Origin of the sequence: Cellulomonas sp. SLBN-39 (assembly GCF_006715865.1) — a bacterium.
In the GTDB taxonomy this organism is placed as follows: domain Bacteria; phylum Actinomycetota; class Actinomycetes; order Actinomycetales; family Cellulomonadaceae; genus Cellulomonas.
Map to the genome: position 1 here is coordinate 890,413 of NZ_VFOA01000001.1, position 16,925 is coordinate 907,337.

General features: G+C 76.8%; 14 protein-coding genes. 4 read left to right on the forward strand and 10 right to left on the reverse strand.

Annotated features, from left to right (window positions below):
- Positions 1–44: 44 nt before the first annotated feature.
- The 6 genes from FBY24_RS03955 to FBY24_RS03980 all read right to left on the reverse strand — a co-directional run bounded on the left by FBY24_RS03955 (position 45) and on the right by FBY24_RS03980 (position 5,555).
- Positions 45–278: a hypothetical protein gene (locus tag FBY24_RS03955; RefSeq protein WP_142158255.1), complete on the reverse strand. Its 234-nt coding sequence runs from the start codon at positions 276–278 to the stop codon at positions 45–47.
- Entirely contained in the window at positions 275–2,257 is a 1,983-nt protein-coding gene (locus tag FBY24_RS03960) for a ferrous iron transporter B (RefSeq protein ID WP_142158257.1), read from the reverse strand. The genes FBY24_RS03955 and FBY24_RS03960 overlap by 4 nt, the downstream gene beginning before the upstream one ends.
- Complete coding sequence (locus FBY24_RS03965) at positions 2,254–2,529, reverse strand: ferrous iron transport protein A (protein WP_142158260.1); 276 nt, start codon at positions 2,527–2,529, stop codon at positions 2,254–2,256. The genes FBY24_RS03960 and FBY24_RS03965 overlap by 4 nt, the downstream gene beginning before the upstream one ends.
- Before the next feature lie 87 nt (positions 2,530–2,616).
- A complete protein-coding gene (locus tag FBY24_RS03970; RefSeq protein ID WP_142158262.1) occupies positions 2,617–3,057 on the reverse strand; it encodes an OsmC family peroxiredoxin in 441 nt (146 codons plus the stop codon).
- Between the two features lie 100 nt (positions 3,058–3,157).
- Positions 3,158–4,321, reverse strand: coding sequence for an AAA family ATPase (locus tag FBY24_RS03975; RefSeq protein ID WP_142158264.1), 1,164 nt, complete (start codon positions 4,319–4,321; stop codon positions 3,158–3,160).
- 79 nt (positions 4,322–4,400) lie between these two features.
- Positions 4,401–5,555, reverse strand: coding sequence for a D-alanyl-D-alanine carboxypeptidase family protein (locus FBY24_RS03980; RefSeq protein WP_142158266.1), 1,155 nt, complete (start codon positions 5,553–5,555; stop codon positions 4,401–4,403).
- Positions 5,556–5,780: 225 nt separating this feature from the next.
- Here FBY24_RS03980 and FBY24_RS03985 point away from each other — a divergent pair, with 225 nt between their 5' ends.
- The 4 genes from FBY24_RS03985 (at position 5,781) to FBY24_RS04005 (ending at position 12,102) form a co-directional block, all read left to right on the forward strand.
- Positions 5,781–6,392: a hypothetical protein gene (locus tag FBY24_RS03985; RefSeq protein ID WP_142158268.1), complete on the forward strand. Its 612-nt coding sequence runs from the start codon at positions 5,781–5,783 to the stop codon at positions 6,390–6,392.
- 210 nt (positions 6,393–6,602) lie between these two features.
- Positions 6,603–10,721 (forward strand): S8 family serine peptidase, encoded by a 4,119-nt coding sequence (locus FBY24_RS19645; RefSeq protein ID WP_142158270.1) that lies wholly within the window; start codon positions 6,603–6,605, stop codon positions 10,719–10,721.
- 101 nt (positions 10,722–10,822) lie between these two features.
- The gene (locus tag FBY24_RS04000; RefSeq protein WP_160158418.1) at positions 10,823–11,485 is read left to right on the forward strand and encodes a DUF3806 domain-containing protein; all 663 of its coding nucleotides are present in this window, start codon (positions 10,823–10,825) and stop codon (positions 11,483–11,485) included.
- A gap of 77 nt (positions 11,486–11,562) precedes the next feature.
- Positions 11,563–12,102: a hypothetical protein gene (locus tag FBY24_RS04005; RefSeq protein ID WP_142158276.1), complete on the forward strand. Its 540-nt coding sequence runs from the start codon at positions 11,563–11,565 to the stop codon at positions 12,100–12,102.
- Between the two features lie 45 nt (positions 12,103–12,147).
- On the opposite strand, the gene FBY24_RS04010 is transcribed toward FBY24_RS04005, so the two are convergent.
- The 4 genes from FBY24_RS04010 to FBY24_RS04025 all read right to left on the reverse strand — a co-directional run bounded on the left by FBY24_RS04010 (position 12,148) and on the right by FBY24_RS04025 (position 16,834).
- Positions 12,148–13,104, reverse strand: a complete 957-nt coding sequence (locus tag FBY24_RS04010; RefSeq protein ID WP_142158278.1) for a 5'-3' exonuclease — start codon at positions 13,102–13,104, stop codon at positions 12,148–12,150.
- Positions 13,105–13,230: 126 nt separating this feature from the next.
- Positions 13,231–14,688, reverse strand: a complete 1,458-nt coding sequence (locus FBY24_RS04015; protein ID WP_142158280.1) for a hypothetical protein — start codon at positions 14,686–14,688, stop codon at positions 13,231–13,233.
- Between the two features lie 72 nt (positions 14,689–14,760).
- On the reverse strand, positions 14,761–15,339 hold the full coding sequence (locus tag FBY24_RS04020; RefSeq protein ID WP_370510969.1) for an RNA polymerase sigma factor: 579 nt from the start codon (positions 15,337–15,339) through the stop codon (positions 14,761–14,763).
- Between the two features lie 121 nt (positions 15,340–15,460).
- Positions 15,461–16,834: a chromosome partitioning protein gene (locus FBY24_RS04025; protein WP_255432207.1), complete on the reverse strand. Its 1,374-nt coding sequence runs from the start codon at positions 16,832–16,834 to the stop codon at positions 15,461–15,463.
- Positions 16,835–16,925: the final 91 nt, after the last annotated feature.

Genomic DNA, 16,925 nt, shown 5'->3' on the forward strand with positions numbered 1-16,925 from the left:
CGTCGTCGCGCGCGGGGCTCGCCGTGCGCGGCTGGCGGCGCAGGTCAGGCCGGGCGCGACGCCACCGGGCAGCCGGCGCACGCGGGCCGGGGCGTGCAGGTGCCGCAGGTCGCGCCGACGGGGGCGAGCGGGAGGCGGCCGGTGCGGGCGGCGTGGTCGAGGACGACCTCGACGAGGCCGACGTCGACGCCCAGCGACCGGGCGACGCGGGCGGGGCCCTCGCCGGCGGCGGTGCGGGCGAGGACCGCGTCGAGCAGGGCCCCTCCCCCGCGGGTCACAGCAGCGCCCCGACCTGGAAGACGACGACGGCGAGCACCCACGCGACGGCGAGCTGCACGCCGACGCCGCCGAGGGTCCACCGCAGCCCGAAGAGGCGGCGCTGCTCGGCGACGGTGGCCAGGCACGGGGTGTACGCGAGGGTGAAGACCATGAACGCAGCGGCTGCGGCGCCGGGGTGGCCGCCGGAGGTGCGCTCCAGCGTGGCGCGCAGCTGAGCGCCGAGGTCGCCGGGGTGCGCGGGGTCGGCCGGTTCGGCGACGGCGTAGGACTGCGCGAACGAGCCGACGACGACCTCCTTGGCGACGAACCCGGTGACGAGCGCGGCGGCGGCGTGCCAGTCGCCGAACCCGGCAGGGGCGAACGCCGGGGCCATCGCCGCGGAGACGCGCCCGTACGCGGAGTCCTCCACCGGCACGTCCCCGAACGCGTGCCCGCCCGCCACCGGCACGGCCAGCAGCAGCCACATGGCGGTGAGGGTGACGACGACGACGCGCCCGGCCCGCGTGACGAACGACCGCACGCGCGCCCACGCGGCGGCGGCGATCGCCCGGGCGCGCGGGCGCTGGTAGGCGGGCAGGGCGAGCACGAGCGGCTCGCGGCGCAGGTCGCGGAACGCGGTGCGACGCATCACGAGGCCGCCGAGCACGACGAGCAGCACGCTGGCGAGGTACATGACGAACACGGCGGTGCCCGCCCGCCCGGGGAAGAACACGCTCCCCATCAGCACGTACACGGTCAGGCGGGCCGGGCACGACGTCCACGGCACGAGCATCCCGACGAGGAGGCGCTGGCGGGCGTGCGGGAGGGTGCGGGTGGCGGCCAGTGCGGGCAGGTTGCAGCCGAACCCGACGACGAACGGCAGCACGGCGCGCCCGTCGAGGCCGATGGCGCGCATGGCGCGGTCGGCGACGAACGCGGCGCGGGCCAGGTACCCGGAGTCCTCGAGCAGCGCGACCGCCACGAACATCAGGGCCATGAGCGGCACGAACGTCAGGACCGTGCCCACGCCGGCGAGGACGCCGTCGACGAGCAGCCCGGTGACCCACGCGGGGGCGTGCGCGACGCCGAGCAGCCACGTGACGGCGGGGGCGAGGCCCTGGCCGACCAGCACGTCGACCGCGTCCATCAGCGGTGCGGCGGCCGCGGTGGAGAGCTGGAACAGCGCCCACAGCACGGCGAGCAGCACGGGTACGCCCGCGGCCGGGTGCAGCAGCACGCGGTCGGCACGGTCGGACCAGGTCAGGACGGGCTCGGGCGGCGGGCCCGCGACGGCGTGGGTGACGTCGTCGACCCACGCGAACAGCGCCTCGACGTCGTCGGGGTCGCGGGGCGGGCCGTCGGGCACCGGTCCCCGGGCCTCGCGGTCCCCTGCGACGGGCCGGGGCGCGGCCGCCGAGGCGAGGCGGGCTGCGACGACGTCGCGCAGCGCCTCGACGCCCCGGCCGCTGCGCGGGTGCACCGGCACGACGGGCACGCCCAGCCGGGCGGCCAGCACCTCGACGTCCGCGACGACTCCGCGGTCGGCGGCGACGTCGACGAGCGTGAGCGCGGCGACCACGGGCACCCCGCGGGCGACGACCTGGGCGTACAGGGAGAGCGACCGGGCGAGGGCGCCGGCCTCGAGCAGCACCACCACGAGGTCGGGGCGGCGCAGGCCCTGCGCGCCCGTGACCGCGGCGGCCGCGACCTCCTCGTCCGGCGTGCGGGCCAGCAGCGAGTACGTGCCGGGCAGGTCGACGACCTGGGCCGCCCGCCCGCCCGGGGCCACGCCCCGCCACGAGCCGACCTCGAGCTCGACGGTGGTGCCGGGGGCGTTGACGACGCGCTGCCGCCCGCCGGTGACGGTGTTGAACAGCGACGACTTGCCGACGTTGGGGCAGCCGACGAGGACGACGAGCGGCTCGTCGAGCGTCGCGACGGCACCCGTCGGGGTGGCGGAGCCCGTCGGCGCCGGGCCGCCCGGCTCGTGGCAGCTCACGAGGCGTCCGTCGTCGCCGGGGACGTCGTCGTGGACGGCGCGGCGGCGGGCTGCGTGGCCTCCACCTCGACCCGCCGCGCCGTCGCCGCGTCCAGCCCGAACCGGTCGGCGCCGAGCGCGACGACGAGACCGCCGGCGACCGTGCGCTGCACGACCCGCACCCGCGCACCGGGCCGCAGCCCCAGCTCGTGCATGCGGTGCCGCACGGCGTCGTCGAGGTCGACCGAGACGACGCGGGCGTCGGCGCCCGGCCCGCAGGTGCACAGGTCCATGGGTCGACCGTAGGAGAGGCAAGCCTCACCTCATGGGACCGAGGTCCCGCCACCGGGGCGCGCGACCGGCGCGCGCCCCGGCAGGACTCAGGACTCGAGCGCGGCGTCGAGCATGATCTGCGTGCCGGTCAGGGCCTTGCTCACCGGGCACGTCGCCTTCGCGGCCTCGGCGGCCTCCGCGAACCCGGCGGCGTCGATCCCCTCGACCTCGCCGCGGACCGTCAGCGCGATGCCGCTGATCCGGAACCCGCCGGCCGGGTCGGGCTCGAGCGTGACGTCGGCCGAGACCTCGAGGGACTGCGGCACGCCGCCCTTCTCGCCCAGCAGGGCCGAGAGCTGCATGGCGTAGCAGGACGAGTGCGCGGCCGCGATCAGCTCCTCGGGGCTGGTGACGCCGCCGGCCTCGTCGGCCGCGCGGCGCGGGAACGAGACCTCGTACGTGCCGACCTTCGAGCTGGTGAGCTCGACCTGGCCGGACCCCTCCTGCAGCGTGCCGTTCCAGGCGGTGCGAGCGGTACGCGTGGGCATGGCGCCTCCAAGGTTGTCGTCCAACGGGGTGCACCCGCCGACGCGGGCGCACGTCCCAACCTAGGCGCCCTCCCCCACGCGCGCGCCCGGTGCGGGAGCGTCAGCGCGCGCGCTCCAGGTGGGCGGCCACCACGAACGACGGGGCGCCGGCCTCGCGCAGGGCCCACGCGGCGCGGGCGTGCAGGGCGCGGCGCGCGGTCGGCTCGAGGCCGCCGTACAGCCCGGTGCGCACCAGGTCGTGCCGGAAGACGAGGCGGTCGCCGCGGGCGTGCACGACGCCCGCCGCCAGCCCGTGCCGCAGCGTGCGCCAGCAGTCCGCCAGCGGCAGCCCGGTCAGCGCGGCGAGGTCCCCGACCACGAAGGACGTGCCGAGCACGGACGCCTGACCGAGCACGTGCCGCACCGCGGGGTCGAGGTCCTGCACGTGCGAGCGGCCGACCCGGTCGAGCTCGTCGTTCCAGGCCTCGCCGACGAGGTCGAGGCCGCCGCCGCGCGGCTCGAGGGCCCCGCACGCCTGCACCGCGTGCACGACGTCGACGACGAGTCGCGGGTTGCCGCCCGTGGTGGCCAGGACCCCGCGCAGCGCGGGCCCGACGGGCGCGCCGACCAGGTGCTGGGCCAGCTCGACGCACGCCGACGTGCTCAGCGGGCGCACCTCGTGGTAGCGCGCACCGGCCCGCGTCCAGGCCGCGACGAGCGCGGCGAGCTCGGGCCGGGGCGCGGGGCGCAGCGTCATGACCGTCAGGGCGTGCGGGAGCACGCCGTCGCCCGCGAGGTGCGCGAGCAGGGCGAGCGACGGGGCGTCGGCCAGGTGCAGGTCGTCGAGCACGAGCGCCCACGGGCCGTCGTCGCCGTGCCGGCGGACCAGGGCGGTGAACAGCTCCTCGGCGCGGGCGTGCCGCGCGGGCGCCCCCGACGGCCCGGCCGGCACCCGGTCGAGGAGCGCGGTCAGCTCGGCCACGACCGGTCCGCGCGCGTGGGGCCCGGCCGGCCCGCCGTCGCGGCGCAGCAGCGCGTCGGCGAGCAGCGCGTACGGCGTGCGGGGGTCGTGGCCGCGGGCGCTGACGACGTCGACGCCCAGCAGCCGTGCCGAGCCCTGCAGGGCCTCGACGAGCCGGGACCGGCCGACGCCCGGCTCGCCCTCCAGCAGCACCGTCGCCCCGGCGCCGGTGGTGACGGTCGACAGCACCTCGTCGAGGTCGTCGAGCTCGGCCGCACGGCCGACGAGCGGCTCGCGCCGGCCCGCGGACGAGGACGCGCTCATGCGTCGATCGTAGGACCGACCACCCGTCCGGGTGACGCCGGTGGTCGGCGTGGCGGGGACGACCGTGGCGGACGTCGGGTCAGCCGATGTACTCCCAGTGCCACGGCTCGGGCTTGCTGCCCGTGACCCGCGCCCAGGTCGGCAGCTCCCAGTCGTACGCCGACGCGTTCGCGAGCATCCAGTCGTGCTGCGCGGTGCCGAAGCTCTGCACGTTGCCGCCCAGGTCGACGGCCAGGCCCATGCCGTGGTTCGACGTGCCGGGCAGCGCGCACAGCGAGCCCTTGGCCGCGCGGCACGCGACCTGCGCCGCGTAGGACCGGTAGGAGTCCGTGACCTTCAGGTGCGTGCCGAACCGGGCGAAGAACGCGGCGTCGAGGGCGTCGAGCGCCTCGGCGGCGTCGCAGCGCAGCCGCACCGAGCCGTCGAACGACGGCGAGCACAGGGCGGAGTCGGGGATGGCGCCGTTGTCGTAGCCGAGCAGCGAGGCCTTCCAGGCGGCGCGCTGGGCCGCGGCGGCCTCCTCGGCGGCCTTCTGCGCGGCAGCCTCCTCCGCGGCCTTCTTGGCGGCGGCCTCCTCGGCCGCCTTCTGCGCCGCGGCGGCCTCGACGGCCTCCTGCGTGGAGACGCGGACCTCGGCGGCGGCCTGGGTGACACGGTCGAGAGCGGCGAGCAGCTCGGACGTCTCGGGGTCCTCGACGGTCGACGGCAGGGCCACGGCGGTGGCGGCGTCGGAGGTGACCGCCCCGGTCGCGGCGGCGGCCGGGGCGGCGGGGGCGTCCGCGAGCGTCGTGCCGGCGGGGTCCGCCGCGGCGGTGGGCTCGGCCGCGGGAGCGTCGGCGGACCGGTCGACCGAGCGCGAGGCGCTGGCGGTGCGGTCCACGACCTCGTCGAGGGTGCTCGTGGCGCCGACGGCCGCGAGCGCGGCCTCGAGCTCGGCGGTGGCGGCGTCGAGCTCGGCCAGGGCGTCCGCGGGGACGGCGGCCTCCTCGGCGTCCGCGCGCACGTCGCTGGCGGTGACGATCACGCTGGAGGCGGCGTCGACCGCGCGGTTCTGCAGCATGGCGATGTAGGCGTCGCCCTGGTTCTGGGCGACGGCACGCGCGAGGGTCTCGACGCTCTCGGGGGCGACGGTGGTCGTCTCGTCCGCGTCGGCGGTCACCACGACGGCGCCGGTGCTCAGCATCAGCCCGAGGGCGACGCCTCCCTGCGCGACGCGGGTCGGGACACGGGTCATCTTGCCCAGGTAGGGCAGGACGACGGCGGCGGGGGTCGGACGGGGGGCAGCGTGCCTGCCGCCCGACCGACGCCGGGCGCTCGGCAATCTGTCACTCACGCGATACACGTTATGTGAGTCGGACGGGCGCCCAGTGCACTTGAGCGTTTCCACAGGCGAAGATGTTGTGGACATCTGTCACGCGTTCGTCACACGTGGGGGGTCCGGAGCCACTACGCTGACGCCGTGCCCGGACCGTACGAGCCCGCCACGTCCCCGTCCTTCGACCTCGCCGCCGCGCCGCCCACGCCGGTGGCTCCTGCGCTGCCCGCGCCGGCCGCGGCCTTCACGGACGCCGACGACCCCGACGACGGCGGCAGCCTGCCCGACCTCTACGACATCGCGCGGCTCGCCCGCCGCCTGGGGGTCGAGCACGCGACGATCCGCGTCTGGCTCTCGCGCAAGGTGCCGTGGCTGCCCCCGCCGGACGGCCGGCTCAACGGCGGCGCCGTGTGGCGCGCCAGCACCCTCGAGGGCGTCGAGGAGCGACGGTTCCGCCGCCGCCCCGGCCGCAAGCCCCGCTATGCCGCGCCCCCGGGCGAGCTGGCGCGGACCGGGTCGCTCCCCGTGGTGCCGTCGCACCTCGCGCCGGCCGCGTCCGGCGGCACGCTCCCCGTCGGCACCGCCACCGGTCAGCTCCCGCTCGTCGCGAGCACCGCCACGGGCCAGCTGCCCGTGGTCGCCTCGCACCAGCCGTCGATGGCGGCCGCGACCGGTCAGATCCCGGTCGTGCCGTCGCCCGACCGGGTGCGCGGCCGTCATGCCGCGCCGTCCGCGGAGCCCCTGCCCCCGGCCTGACACCGGCCGGGCGGGGTCGGCGCAGCCCCTTATCACCCCATTCGCCCCGACCGGGACAGGGTCGACGAAAAGGACGAGCGACGGATTCGCGCCCAAGGGGTGACGAATGACCTACTGCTCAGTACCGTTCACCGGGCGACCGTCCGACTGTGACATGCGGCACGGATGGCCGTGACAGATCCGCGCGTCCGTCGACCCCGGGATGAGCCCATGCCACGTCGTGCTCTCGCTTCTCTCGCTGCCGTCTCCGTCGCCCTCGCCACCGCGGTGGTGGGCTCGACGTCGGCCACGGCAGCCCCACCCACCAGCGACCTGGCCGACCAGGTCCTCGCCACCGCCGAGCTCGACGTCGAGGGGGCCGCGCCCGTCACCGACGCCCTCGCCGAGGCCACCGGCACCGTCACCGCGTTCGTGCAGCTCGACACCCCCGCGGGTGTCGAGGTCGCGGACGACGGCGGTGACGCGGCGCAGGTGCTGGCCGCGGCCGAGGAGACCGCTGCGGTCGCGGAGGACGTCGTCCCCCAGGAGCTGACGTCCGCCAACGCGCGCAGCGCGGCCCCCAAGCGCATCGCCACGACGACGAACCTCGTCTCCGGCGCGCTGGTCGTCGGCGACGCCGCCCAGATCCGGGCGCTGGCCGAGCAGGACGGCGTCGTCTCCGTGCGACGCGTCGCCGAGCGCACGATCGACAACGCCGCGCAGGACGAGTTCACGCGCGCGCTGGCCACCTGGCAGGACACCGGGATCCTCGGCGAGGACGTCACGGTCGGCATCATCGACACCGGCCTGGACTACACGCACGCGGACTTCGGCGGCCCCGGCACCACCGAGGCGTACGAGGCCGCGTACGGCGAGAACGGCACCGGCCCCGTGCCGGCCGACGCGTTCGACCCCGACAAGTACATCGGCGGCTACGACTTCGCCGGCACCACCTACGACGCGGGCGGCGAGGGCGCGCAGCTCGTGCCCGTGCCCGACGAGAACCCGATCGACGTCAACGGGCACGGCACGCACGTGGCCGGCACGACCGCCGGGTTCGGCGTCACCGAGGACGGCGAGACCTTCCGGGGCGACTACTCCGAGCTCGAGTCGGTCCTCGACTGGCCGATCGGCCCGGGCGTGGCCCCGCTCGCCCAGCTCTACGCCCTCAAGGTGTTCGGCGACGTCGCCGGCTCGACCAACCTGACGGGCCTCGCGCTCGACCACGCGGCCGACCCGAACGGCGACGGCGACTTCTCCGACCGCCTCGACGTGCTCAACCTCTCCCTCGGCGCCTCGGGCTCCCCCGCGGACGACCCGGAGAGCCTGCAGATCCAGGAGCTGACGGACCTCGGCACGATCGTCGTGCTGTCGGCCGGCAACGAGGGCGACGTCGAGGACATCGGCGGCTCGCCCGGCAACGGCCCGGCCGGCCTGACGGTCGCCGCGTCCGTCGGGGCGAACATCGCGTTCGACGCGGTCGAGGTCACCGAGGCGTCCGACGCCGACCTGGTCGGCCTGCAGGCCGCGCAGAACTCGATCTCCTACGCGGGCACGGCCGACGTCACGGCCCCGGTCGCGTACGTCGGCGCCACGTTCGACGGCTGCACCGCGTTCACCGCGGAGCAGGCGGCCGTCGTCGCCGGCAAGATCGCCTACCTGTGGTGGGACGACGACGACGCCTCGCGGCGCTGCGGCTCGGGCGCCCGGTTCAACAACGCGGCGGCCGCCGGTGCGGTCGGCGTGCTGCTGCCGACCGAGGAGACCATCTTCGCCGCCGGGATCGCCGGCAACGCGGCCATCCCCGGCGCGCAGATGACCGCCGCCACCACCGACGCCCTGCTGCCGGAGATCGAGGCCGGCACGCTGTCGGTGAAGATCGGCCCGTCGCTGGCCATCGCCACCCGTCAGGACGTCGCCCCCGACACGCTCGCGTCGTTCTCCTCGCGCGGCGCGCACGGCTCGCTCGGCTGGGCCAAGCCCGACGTCGCCGCGCCGGGTCAGCAGATCGTCTCGGCGAACGTCGGCTCGGGCACGGGCGGGCAGTCCAACAACGGCACGTCCATGGCGTCGCCGCACGTGGCGGGCATCGCCGCCCTCGTGCGCGCCGCGCACCCGGGCTGGTCGTCGTCGCAGGTCAAGGCCGCGATCGTGAACACCGCGACCCACGACGTCACCACCGAGCCCGGCGGCGACCTCGCCTACGGCCCGCAGCGCGTCGGCTCCGGCCGCGTCGACACCCTCGCCGCCGTCACCACCGACACGCTGGTCTACAACAGCGCCTCGCCGGTGCAGACGTCCGTGAGCTTCGGCGTCGTGCCGCTGGCCGACAAGCCCGTGACCGTGCGCAAGACCGTCACGGTGCAGAACACCGGCTCCACCACGCGCACCTACCGCACGTCCGTGACCACCAGCACCACGGCGGGCGGCGCGACCATCACCGCGTCCCCGGCGACGCTGCGGGTGCGGGCAGGCGGCACGGGCCTGGTCACGCTGACGTTCACCGCCGACCCGGCGACCGTCGCCCGTGACATGGACCCGACGCAGGAGGCCACGAACTCCGGCGTGCCGCGCGACTACGTGTCGCAGGTCGCCGGCCGGCTCGTGCTCACCTCCGGCGACGCCGAGTGGCGGGTGCCCGTGCAGGGCACGCCGCGCCCGACGACCGACCTCGAGGCGGCCGCGCCGCTGACCCTCGGCGCCGACGGCACCGGCACGCTCGCCCTCGAGGGCCGCGACGTCGTCTCCGACGGCTGGTTCGGCCTCGTCACGCCGCTGGTGCACGCCGCGGACTCCCCGAAGCTCGAGGAGATCCCCGGCTTCCAGACGTCCGCGTCGACGCTGCGCGCCGGGGACATCCGGCACGTCGGCTGGGCCTCGACCGCACCCGAGGTCACGGCCGCGGGCGGCGACCCGAAGAAGACGGGCACCCTGGCCGTCGGCATCGCGACCGACGGGGACTGGGCGGCGCTCGGGCTCAACCTCTACCCGACGGCGTACGTCGACGTGGACAGCGACGGCACCCCGGACGTCGGGGCGCAGGCGTACAAGCTCGCCGACACCGACCTCAGCGTGTTCGTCACGTACGACGTCGAGACCGGCGACACCATCGGCGGCCCGTACCTGCTGACCCCGTTCGCGGGGAACGTCGAGACGGGCGTGTTCGACAGCAGCACCGTCGTGCTCCCCGTGCCGCTCGCCGACCTCGGCGTCGACCCGGGCACGAAGGTCGACGTGTGGGCCGCCACGGTCAGCTCGTACGCGTTCTCCGGGCAGACCGTCGACCAGGTCGGGCCGTTCACGGTCGACCCGTACGACCCGCCCGTGTGGTTCGAGTCGAACATCGGCCAGGAGACCTGGTCGGAGGCGTACGACGGTGCGACCGTCGCCGCCCACGCCGGGCCCGGTGCCGACGACGCGTCGGTCCTGCTGCTGCACCACCTCAACCCGACGGCGGGCGAGCGCGCCCAGGTCGTCGACGTCGAGGCCGCCACGCCCACCGCGACGACCACGACCCTCGAGGTCGAGGCCGGCAAGCGGGCCGGCGAGGAGGTCGTGCTCACCGCGACGGTCACCCCGGCGGACGTCGCCGGCACCGTGACCTTCCTCGACGGCGACGCCGAGCTCGGCACCGCCGACGTCGAGGACGGCACGGCGACCCTCACCACGACGAAGGTCGGGGCCGGGGAGCACGCCCTCACGGCACGGTTCGCGCCCGAGGGCTCGGCCGCGGCCGCGTCGACGTCCGAGGCGGTGACGGTGACGCTCGCGCAGAGCCGCTCCGAGGCGGACGTCGAGCTCGACCCGACCAAGGCGTCGTACGGCTCGGCCGTCGCGGCGACCGTCACGGTCGAGGGCGGCACGTGGGCGCCCGAGGGCGCCGTCGAGCTCCGCGAGGGCAGCACGGTGCTCGCCACCGGTGAGCTCACCGTCGACGGGCTCGTCGGCACCGCGCAGCTCGAGCTGCCGCGGGACCTTGCCGTCGGGCGGCACGCCCTCAAGGCCGTGTACGTCGGGTCCGCCGACGTGAAGGGCTCGAGCGCGACCACCGCGGTCCGCATCACGCCCGCCACGACGACGGTCGCGCTGACGACGGAGTCCTGGCGGGTCGACAAGGGCGCCACGCCCGAGGTCACGGTGACCGTCACCGGCACCGACGGCGGCCCGGCACCCACCGGGAAGGTGAAGGTCCTCGTCGGCACGAAGAAGGTCGCGGACGTCGAGCTCACCGACGGCGTCGGCACCCTGACCCTGCCGAAGGCGACGTCGACCACGGTCGTCAGCGCCCTCTACCAGGGCAAGGGCGGCTACCTGCCGGCCGCGACGACGCAGACGCTGCGCGTGCGCTGACGCCACCGCGGCCGACGGAGGCCGGTGCCGCCCGGGACCGTCCGGGCGACACCGGCCTCCGTGCTGTCAAGGGACGGCCCCTGACGGCCGATGAGGTCCGCATGGCTGAGTTCGAGGGCAAGGGCGAGGGTGACGTCGTGCCGCGCCCCCACGGACCCGTGGACGGCGAGGTGCTGCCCGACGGGGACCCGGGGGCGGCACCGTCGGACGAGGACGCCGACGCGCCCCGCGACGGCACGGACATCGACGGCACCGACGCCGACAGCACCGACGCCGAGAGCACCGAGCCCTCCGCCCCGACCACGCCCGAGGCCGCGCACGACGCGGAGCCGGTGGCGTCCCCCGACTGGCGGACCGTCGAGCCGCTGAACGCGGCCGAGCAGGTGTGGCTCGCGCAGCAGCGCACCCTCCTGCACGACCTGTGCGACGCGCCGCTCGACGCCGACGCCGTGGCCGCGCTGTTCGACCGCGTGCACGCGCAGTGGTCCTCGGCGGACGACCGGCCCGACCCGGAGCCGCTCGGCAAGGCGTTCGGCGTCGCGATGGGCGACCTCATCGCCTCCCACCTGCCCGGGCTGCGCTGGTGCGTGCGCAGCGACCAGTACGGCACCGACATCGTGCTCGTCCACGACGAGCCCGAGGTCGTCGTGTACCCCCTCGCCGCTGTCACCCAGCAGTGGGAGAGCGCCGCGCCCGGCTGGTTCGCGGCGCACCTGGAGCGCGTGGAGCGCGGCGTCCGCGACGTCCTCGCGCCCCACGCGTGAGCGCTCCGACGCGAGCTCGCACGATCCGACACGCGCACGGAGCCCCCGACACGGCCCCGAGGCCCGATACTGGCCGGGTGACCACGTACGACGACACCGACCTGTTCGGGCAGATCGAGGACCCGCCGCCCGGGGGACGCAGCAGCCGCCCCGTCCGCGCCGGCAGGGTGCTCGTCGTCGCCGCGGCCCTCGTGGTCGCCGGCGTGGCCTGGTTGCTCCTCGCCAACGGCGGCGGTGACGACGCCCAGGACGCGACGATGACCGTCGCGATCCTCGACCGGGAGCAGCAGAGCACCGACGAGCTCGACCCCGACGACCTCACGCTCACGGGCGTCGACCCGCTGACCACGCGGTTCGCGGTGCGGACCGAGGCCGGCCGCCACTTCGTCGCGCTGCGCGGCGACGGCAGCCTGTGCGTCGTCCGCGTGCCCGACGGCGACACGACGCAGTTCATGTGCGCCGCCGCGGCCCCCGACGCGACCGTCACGGTGACGGCCGAGGACGGGTCGCGGGTGCTCGTGGGTGCAGACGGCGCGCAGGCCCCGCCCGCGGACGAGGGCTGGAGCGAGGCCGGTGCGAACGTGTGGGTCGCCGCGTCCCCCGCACCCACGTCCTGACCGGACCGGGCTGCCCGGGACGCCCAGGACGACGGGTGGACCGGGTCAGCCGAGGTCGGTGAACGCGTCGACGACGCGCTGCACGCTCGACGCCAGCCCCCACCGCTGCGCCAGCGCGACCAGCGCGTCGGGGTCGGCGGGGGTGCGCGGCACCGTGTCGTCGACGTCGCCGACCGGGGCGTCCTGCGCGACGCGCACCACGACGGGCGCCGCCGCGAGGTAGTCCGCCGACTCCCGCAGCCGGCGCAGCTGGGTGGCCGTCAGGCCCGGGTCGGCGGCGTCGCGCGCCGCGAGCACCCCGGCGAGCGAGCCGTACCGGCGCACCAGCGCGGCTGCGGTCTTCTCGCCCACGCCCGGCACGCCCGGCAGGCCGTCGCTCGGGTCGCCGCGCAGCGCCGCCATGTCCACGTACCCGGGCCCGTCGGGCACGCCGTACCGCTCGGCGAGGACCGCCTGGTCCACGACCAGCAGGTCCTTGAAGCCCTTGACGGTGGACAGCACACGCACGGGCGCCGCGTCGTCGACGAGCTGGTAGAGGTCGCGGTCGCCGGTGACGACCTCGACGGGCGACCGCTCCCCCGCCGGGCGTGCGACCTCGCGTGCCGTGAGGGTGCCGATCACGTCGTCCGCCTCGTACCCCGGCGCCCCGACCCGCGCGACGCCGAGCGCCGCGAGCACCTCGACGATGAGCGGGACCTGCGCCGCGAGCGCCTCGGGCACCTCCTCCTCACCGGTCGTGCCCGGCACCTCCCGGGCCACCCGGTGGGCCTTGTACGAGGGGATGGCGGCGACGCGGAACGCGGGGCGCCAGTCGTCGTCCCAGCACGCCACCAGGCGAGCGGGCCGCCGGTCGACGACGAGCCGGGCGATCATGTCGAGCAGCCCGCGCACCGCGTTGACGGGTGTGCCGTCGGGCGCCCGCACGGAGTCCGGCACCCCGAAGAACGCTCGGAAGTACAGGGACGCGGAGTCGAGCAGCAGCAACGGCCGGGCGTCGGTCATGGGGCCACCGTACGGGCGGGGCCCGACACCGGCACCGGCGCCGGGACGGACGAGAGGGACGGCCGCGGCCCTCCACCGCGTCCGTCCCTCCGCCCTGCTCGGTGCCGGGGCCCGCCCCGGCCCGCGTCAGCCCACCGGGCTGAGGTCCAGCTGGTCGTCGGCCACCGCGACGACGCTCCACGGCGTGCCCTCGGCGTCGGTCAGCTCCCACGCCGGGACGAGCACGGCCGCGCCGTCGGGCAGCGTGACCAGCGAGACGCCGAGGCGGGCGTCGACGAGCTCGACCTGCTGCACCGGCCACGCGACCGCGGACCCGGGCTCGGGCGTCGTCGGCACGGTGGGCTCGGCCTCGGGGTCGACGGCCGGCTCGTCCGCCATCTCCTGCAGGGCCTGGTCGGCCGTCGCGAGCCCGCGCGCCGCGAGCGGCACCACGCCGCCGTAGGACGCGCCGAACCGCGGGTCGTTGAGCCGCTCGACCGCCGCGGCCGGGCTGATCACGGCGTACTCGCCGAGGTCGACCAGCGGCGCGAGGGCACCCCACACGGACTGCACGCCGGTACCGGCGAGGGACACCGACCAGGCGACGCCGGTCTGGGTGCCGTCGACCACCTGCGCCGCCTGCACGGAGACCAGGCCCTCGACGCCGGTGTCCTCGAACACCTCGAAGGCGTACCCGGCGGGGTCGACGCCGAGGTCGGCCAGGAGCGTGCGCACCCGCTCGACGGCCGCGTCGCCCGTCGGCGTGGTGGCCGGGTCGCAGACGCTCGGGTCGGCGGGGTCCGGCTCGACCGGGTCGACGGGCATCGGTGCGGCGTCGGACCCGGGCTCGGCGGCGCCGTCCTCGGTCAGCGAGTCGTCGGCGGACGCGGTGCACACCGTCGGGTCCCAGGCCCGGTCGTAGAAGCCCACCGACGCCTGGCCGTCGACGGAGAGCGTCACGGTCGCGCCCGTCCCGTCGTTCGGGCCGACGACCCACTGCCCCCACTCCAGGCGCGGCTCGCCGTCGACGCCCAGGGTCTCGGCGACGCGTGCCGCGGTCTCGGCGCCGACCACGGCCGCCGCGTCGAACGCCCAGGCGTGCGCCGACGCGCCCTCGGTGCCGAGCCCGTCGCCGGAGAACACGGTGCGCCCGCCGAACCCGGGGGCGATCATGCGCGCGTCCTCGGTGGCCGCGCCCGAGAGGGCCTCCGGGGCGCCCTCCGCCGCACCGCCCGCGCCGGGCAGCGTGATGGGCGCCGCGGCGCCGACCGTGTCGTACGCCGTGTCGGACGCCGTGCCGGGTGCGCCCGACGCACCCACGGCGTACCCGCCGCCGCCGACGACCGCGAACGCGGCGGCGGCGGCAGCGACCTGGAGCCACCGGGTCCGGCCCCGCCGCCGGGCACGTGCCGCGGCGAGCTCGTCGACGGGCGTCGTCCCGTCCGCCGCCGGCGTGCCCGCCGCGAGCGGGACGCCGGTCTGCTCGGCGAGGCGGGCGTGGACCCGGTCGAGGTCCGGCGTCGCGTCGGCCGCCGGGTCGGCGGCGCGCAGCCGGGCGACGAGCTCGTCGTCGCCCCGGCCGCTCGGGGTGCGGGTGTCGTCCATGGTCGTCCTTCCGGCGTGGTGGCCCCTGCTACCCCTCCTGTGTGCCGGGGCCCCGGGGTCTTGCACGCGCGGTCAGCGCTCCTCGTGCGCCGCCCAGGCCTCGCGCAGGCGGGCGCGGGCGCGGGACAGCGCGGCGTCCGCCCCGCCGCGGCCCACCCCGAGGGCCGTGGCCAGCGCGTCGCCCGTCAGCCCCTCCCACGCGTGCAGCAGCAGCACGTGGCGGTCGCGCGCGGACAGCCGGCCCAGCACCGTGCGCACCGTCTCGTCGCGCACGGCCCGCACGGCGGGGTCGTCGGTGTCGACGTCCTCGGGCAGGTGCTCGACGGGCACGGGGCGGCCCTTGCGGCGGTGGTTCGCGACGACGAAGCCCGCGGTGCGGAACAGCCACGGCAGCTCGGCGCCGTCCGGGACGTCGTCGCGGCGGCGCCAGGCCACGGCCAGGACGTCGGCCGTGAGGTCGTCGGCGTCGACCGCGGCGGCGCGGCGGCGCACGTACCGGTGGACGGCGGTCGCGTGGGCGCGCACGACACCCTCGAACCAGGCGGCGTCGTGGGGCACCTGCGCGGCGGGGGCGTCGGCGACGAGCACCTCGGGGCCGACGTCGGGTGCCTCCGGCCGCACGGCGGTGTCCTGCGGGGGGTACGACGGCACGAGGCCTCCCGGGGTCGTCGGCGTGCTCACGGGGCGGGGCGCGGTCGCGCCCCCACCCTCGTGGTGTCGCGACCCGCGCGGATCTTGCACGCCCGCACGACCCGGTGCCCCGAGCCCGGGGTCAGAGCCCTTCGGCGACCATCGCGGTGGCCCGCAGCCAGGCGTCCCGCGTGGCGGGGCGCAGGGCGGCGTGCTCGATCGGGCCGCCCGCGACGAGGGCCTTGTCGTGCGGCACCTCGACGACGGCGCGCGTGAGGGCGCCGAAGTGCGAGACCAGGCGCAGCCGCAGGTCCTTGTCGACCTTGGGCTCCGGGGCGGACAGGATCGTCACCGCCTCGCGCACCAGGTCCTCGTGCCCCGTGGCGCGCAGCGCGTCCAGGGCCCAGGCGGCCGACTGGGCCGTGTCCTCACGGACCGTGGACACCACGACGAGCTGGTCCGCGGCGTCCACCGCGGCCCGCCAGTTCGACGCGCGCATGTTGTTGCCCGTGTCGACGACGAGCACCCGGTAGAACTGCGAGAGCACACCGTGCAGCGACCGGAACGACTCCGCGTCGACGCTCGACGCCGAGGCCGCGTTCTCGTCGGACGCCAGCACGTCGAACTGCTCCTCGCGCTGCGTGCGGACGAACGCGTCGAGGTCGCCGATGCGCAGCGTCCCGCGGCGCTGCAGGTGCGGCAGCGCACGCAGCAGGTCGACGGCCGTGCTCGTGTGGTCGCCGTGCTGGGACCGCCAGCCGAGGGTGCCGCGGGTCTCGTTGTTGTCCCACGCGAGGGTGTAGCCGCCGCGCTCGAGGCCGAAGGTCGCGGCGAGCAGCATCGTGGCGGTCGTCTTGTGCGCGCCGCCCTTGGGGTTGACCACGACGACGGTGCGCGGGCCGTCGAAGGTGCGCCGCACCGCGGACGACGCCGACCGGCGCCGGCGCTCCGCCTTGCCCGGCTGGGGCTTGACGGCGCCGAACGTCACGCGACGCACGGCCCGCTGCCAGCCGTGCTCGGCCGGGCCCGTGTGACCGGGGTGCCGCGCGGCGAGCAGGTCGTCGAGCGTGGGCAGCGACGTGCCGCCCGTGCCGGTCGGCGGCTCGGCGGAGGCGCGCGACGCGGGGGTCGTGACAGGCGTCGCCGGTGCCGCGCCCGCCGGGACGGGGCCGCGCGTCGTCGGCGTCGCCCCCGTGACCGCGTCGGCGTCGGGGGCCTCGTCGACCCTGCCGTCGGGGTGGATGAGCAGCGACCAGAGGCCGTCGGGGTCGCGCACCTCGACGGGCAGGGCCTGGCCCGCGTCCGTCGCGATCGCGGCGATCCGCGCCGTCATGGTCGCCCCGGCCTCGGCGAGGTCGCGGGCGGCGATCTTCTGCACGACGCCGTCGACCGAGATCTGCCCGGTGCCGTCCTCGCGGACCTCCGCGGTGATCCGCGGGAGCTGGTCCGCCCCGCCCGTCCCGGTACCCGCCGCCGTCGCCGGCGTGCGCGTGGCCACGCTGCCGCTGTCGGTCATCGCCTGCCACCCCCTGTCGTCTCGCCGCCCGTCGTCCCCGCGCGTCGCGCAGCCGGACCGCGCGTCGCACGACGCACCGGGCGGACCTCGC

Bases quoted from the DNA above. Each gene is read 5' to 3' on its own strand.
- FBY24_RS04010 (WP_142158278.1), bottom strand. From the start codon at position 13,104: ATGACCGACGCCCGGCCGTTGCTGCTGCTCGACTCCGCGTCCCTGTAC.
- FBY24_RS03980 (WP_142158266.1), bottom strand. From the start codon at position 5,555: ATGACCCGTGTCCCGACCCGCGTCGCGCAGGGAGGCGTCGCCCTCGGG.
- FBY24_RS03970 (WP_142158262.1), bottom strand. From the start codon at position 3,057: ATGCCCACGCGTACCGCTCGCACCGCCTGGAACGGCACGCTGCAGGAG.
- FBY24_RS03965 (WP_142158260.1), bottom strand. From the start codon at position 2,529: ATGGACCTGTGCACCTGCGGGCCGGGCGCCGACGCCCGCGTCGTCTCG.
- FBY24_RS04000 (WP_160158418.1), top strand. From the start codon at position 10,823: ATGGCTGAGTTCGAGGGCAAGGGCGAGGGTGACGTCGTGCCGCGCCCC.
- FBY24_RS19645 (WP_142158270.1), top strand. From the start codon at position 6,603: ATGCCACGTCGTGCTCTCGCTTCTCTCGCTGCCGTCTCCGTCGCCCTC.
- FBY24_RS04025 (WP_255432207.1), bottom strand. From the start codon at position 16,834: ATGACCGACAGCGGCAGCGTGGCCACGCGCACGCCGGCGACGGCGGCG.
- FBY24_RS04015 (WP_142158280.1), bottom strand. From the start codon at position 14,688: ATGGACGACACCCGCACCCCGAGCGGCCGGGGCGACGACGAGCTCGTC.
- FBY24_RS03975 (WP_142158264.1), bottom strand. From the start codon at position 4,321: ATGAGCGCGTCCTCGTCCGCGGGCCGGCGCGAGCCGCTCGTCGGCCGT.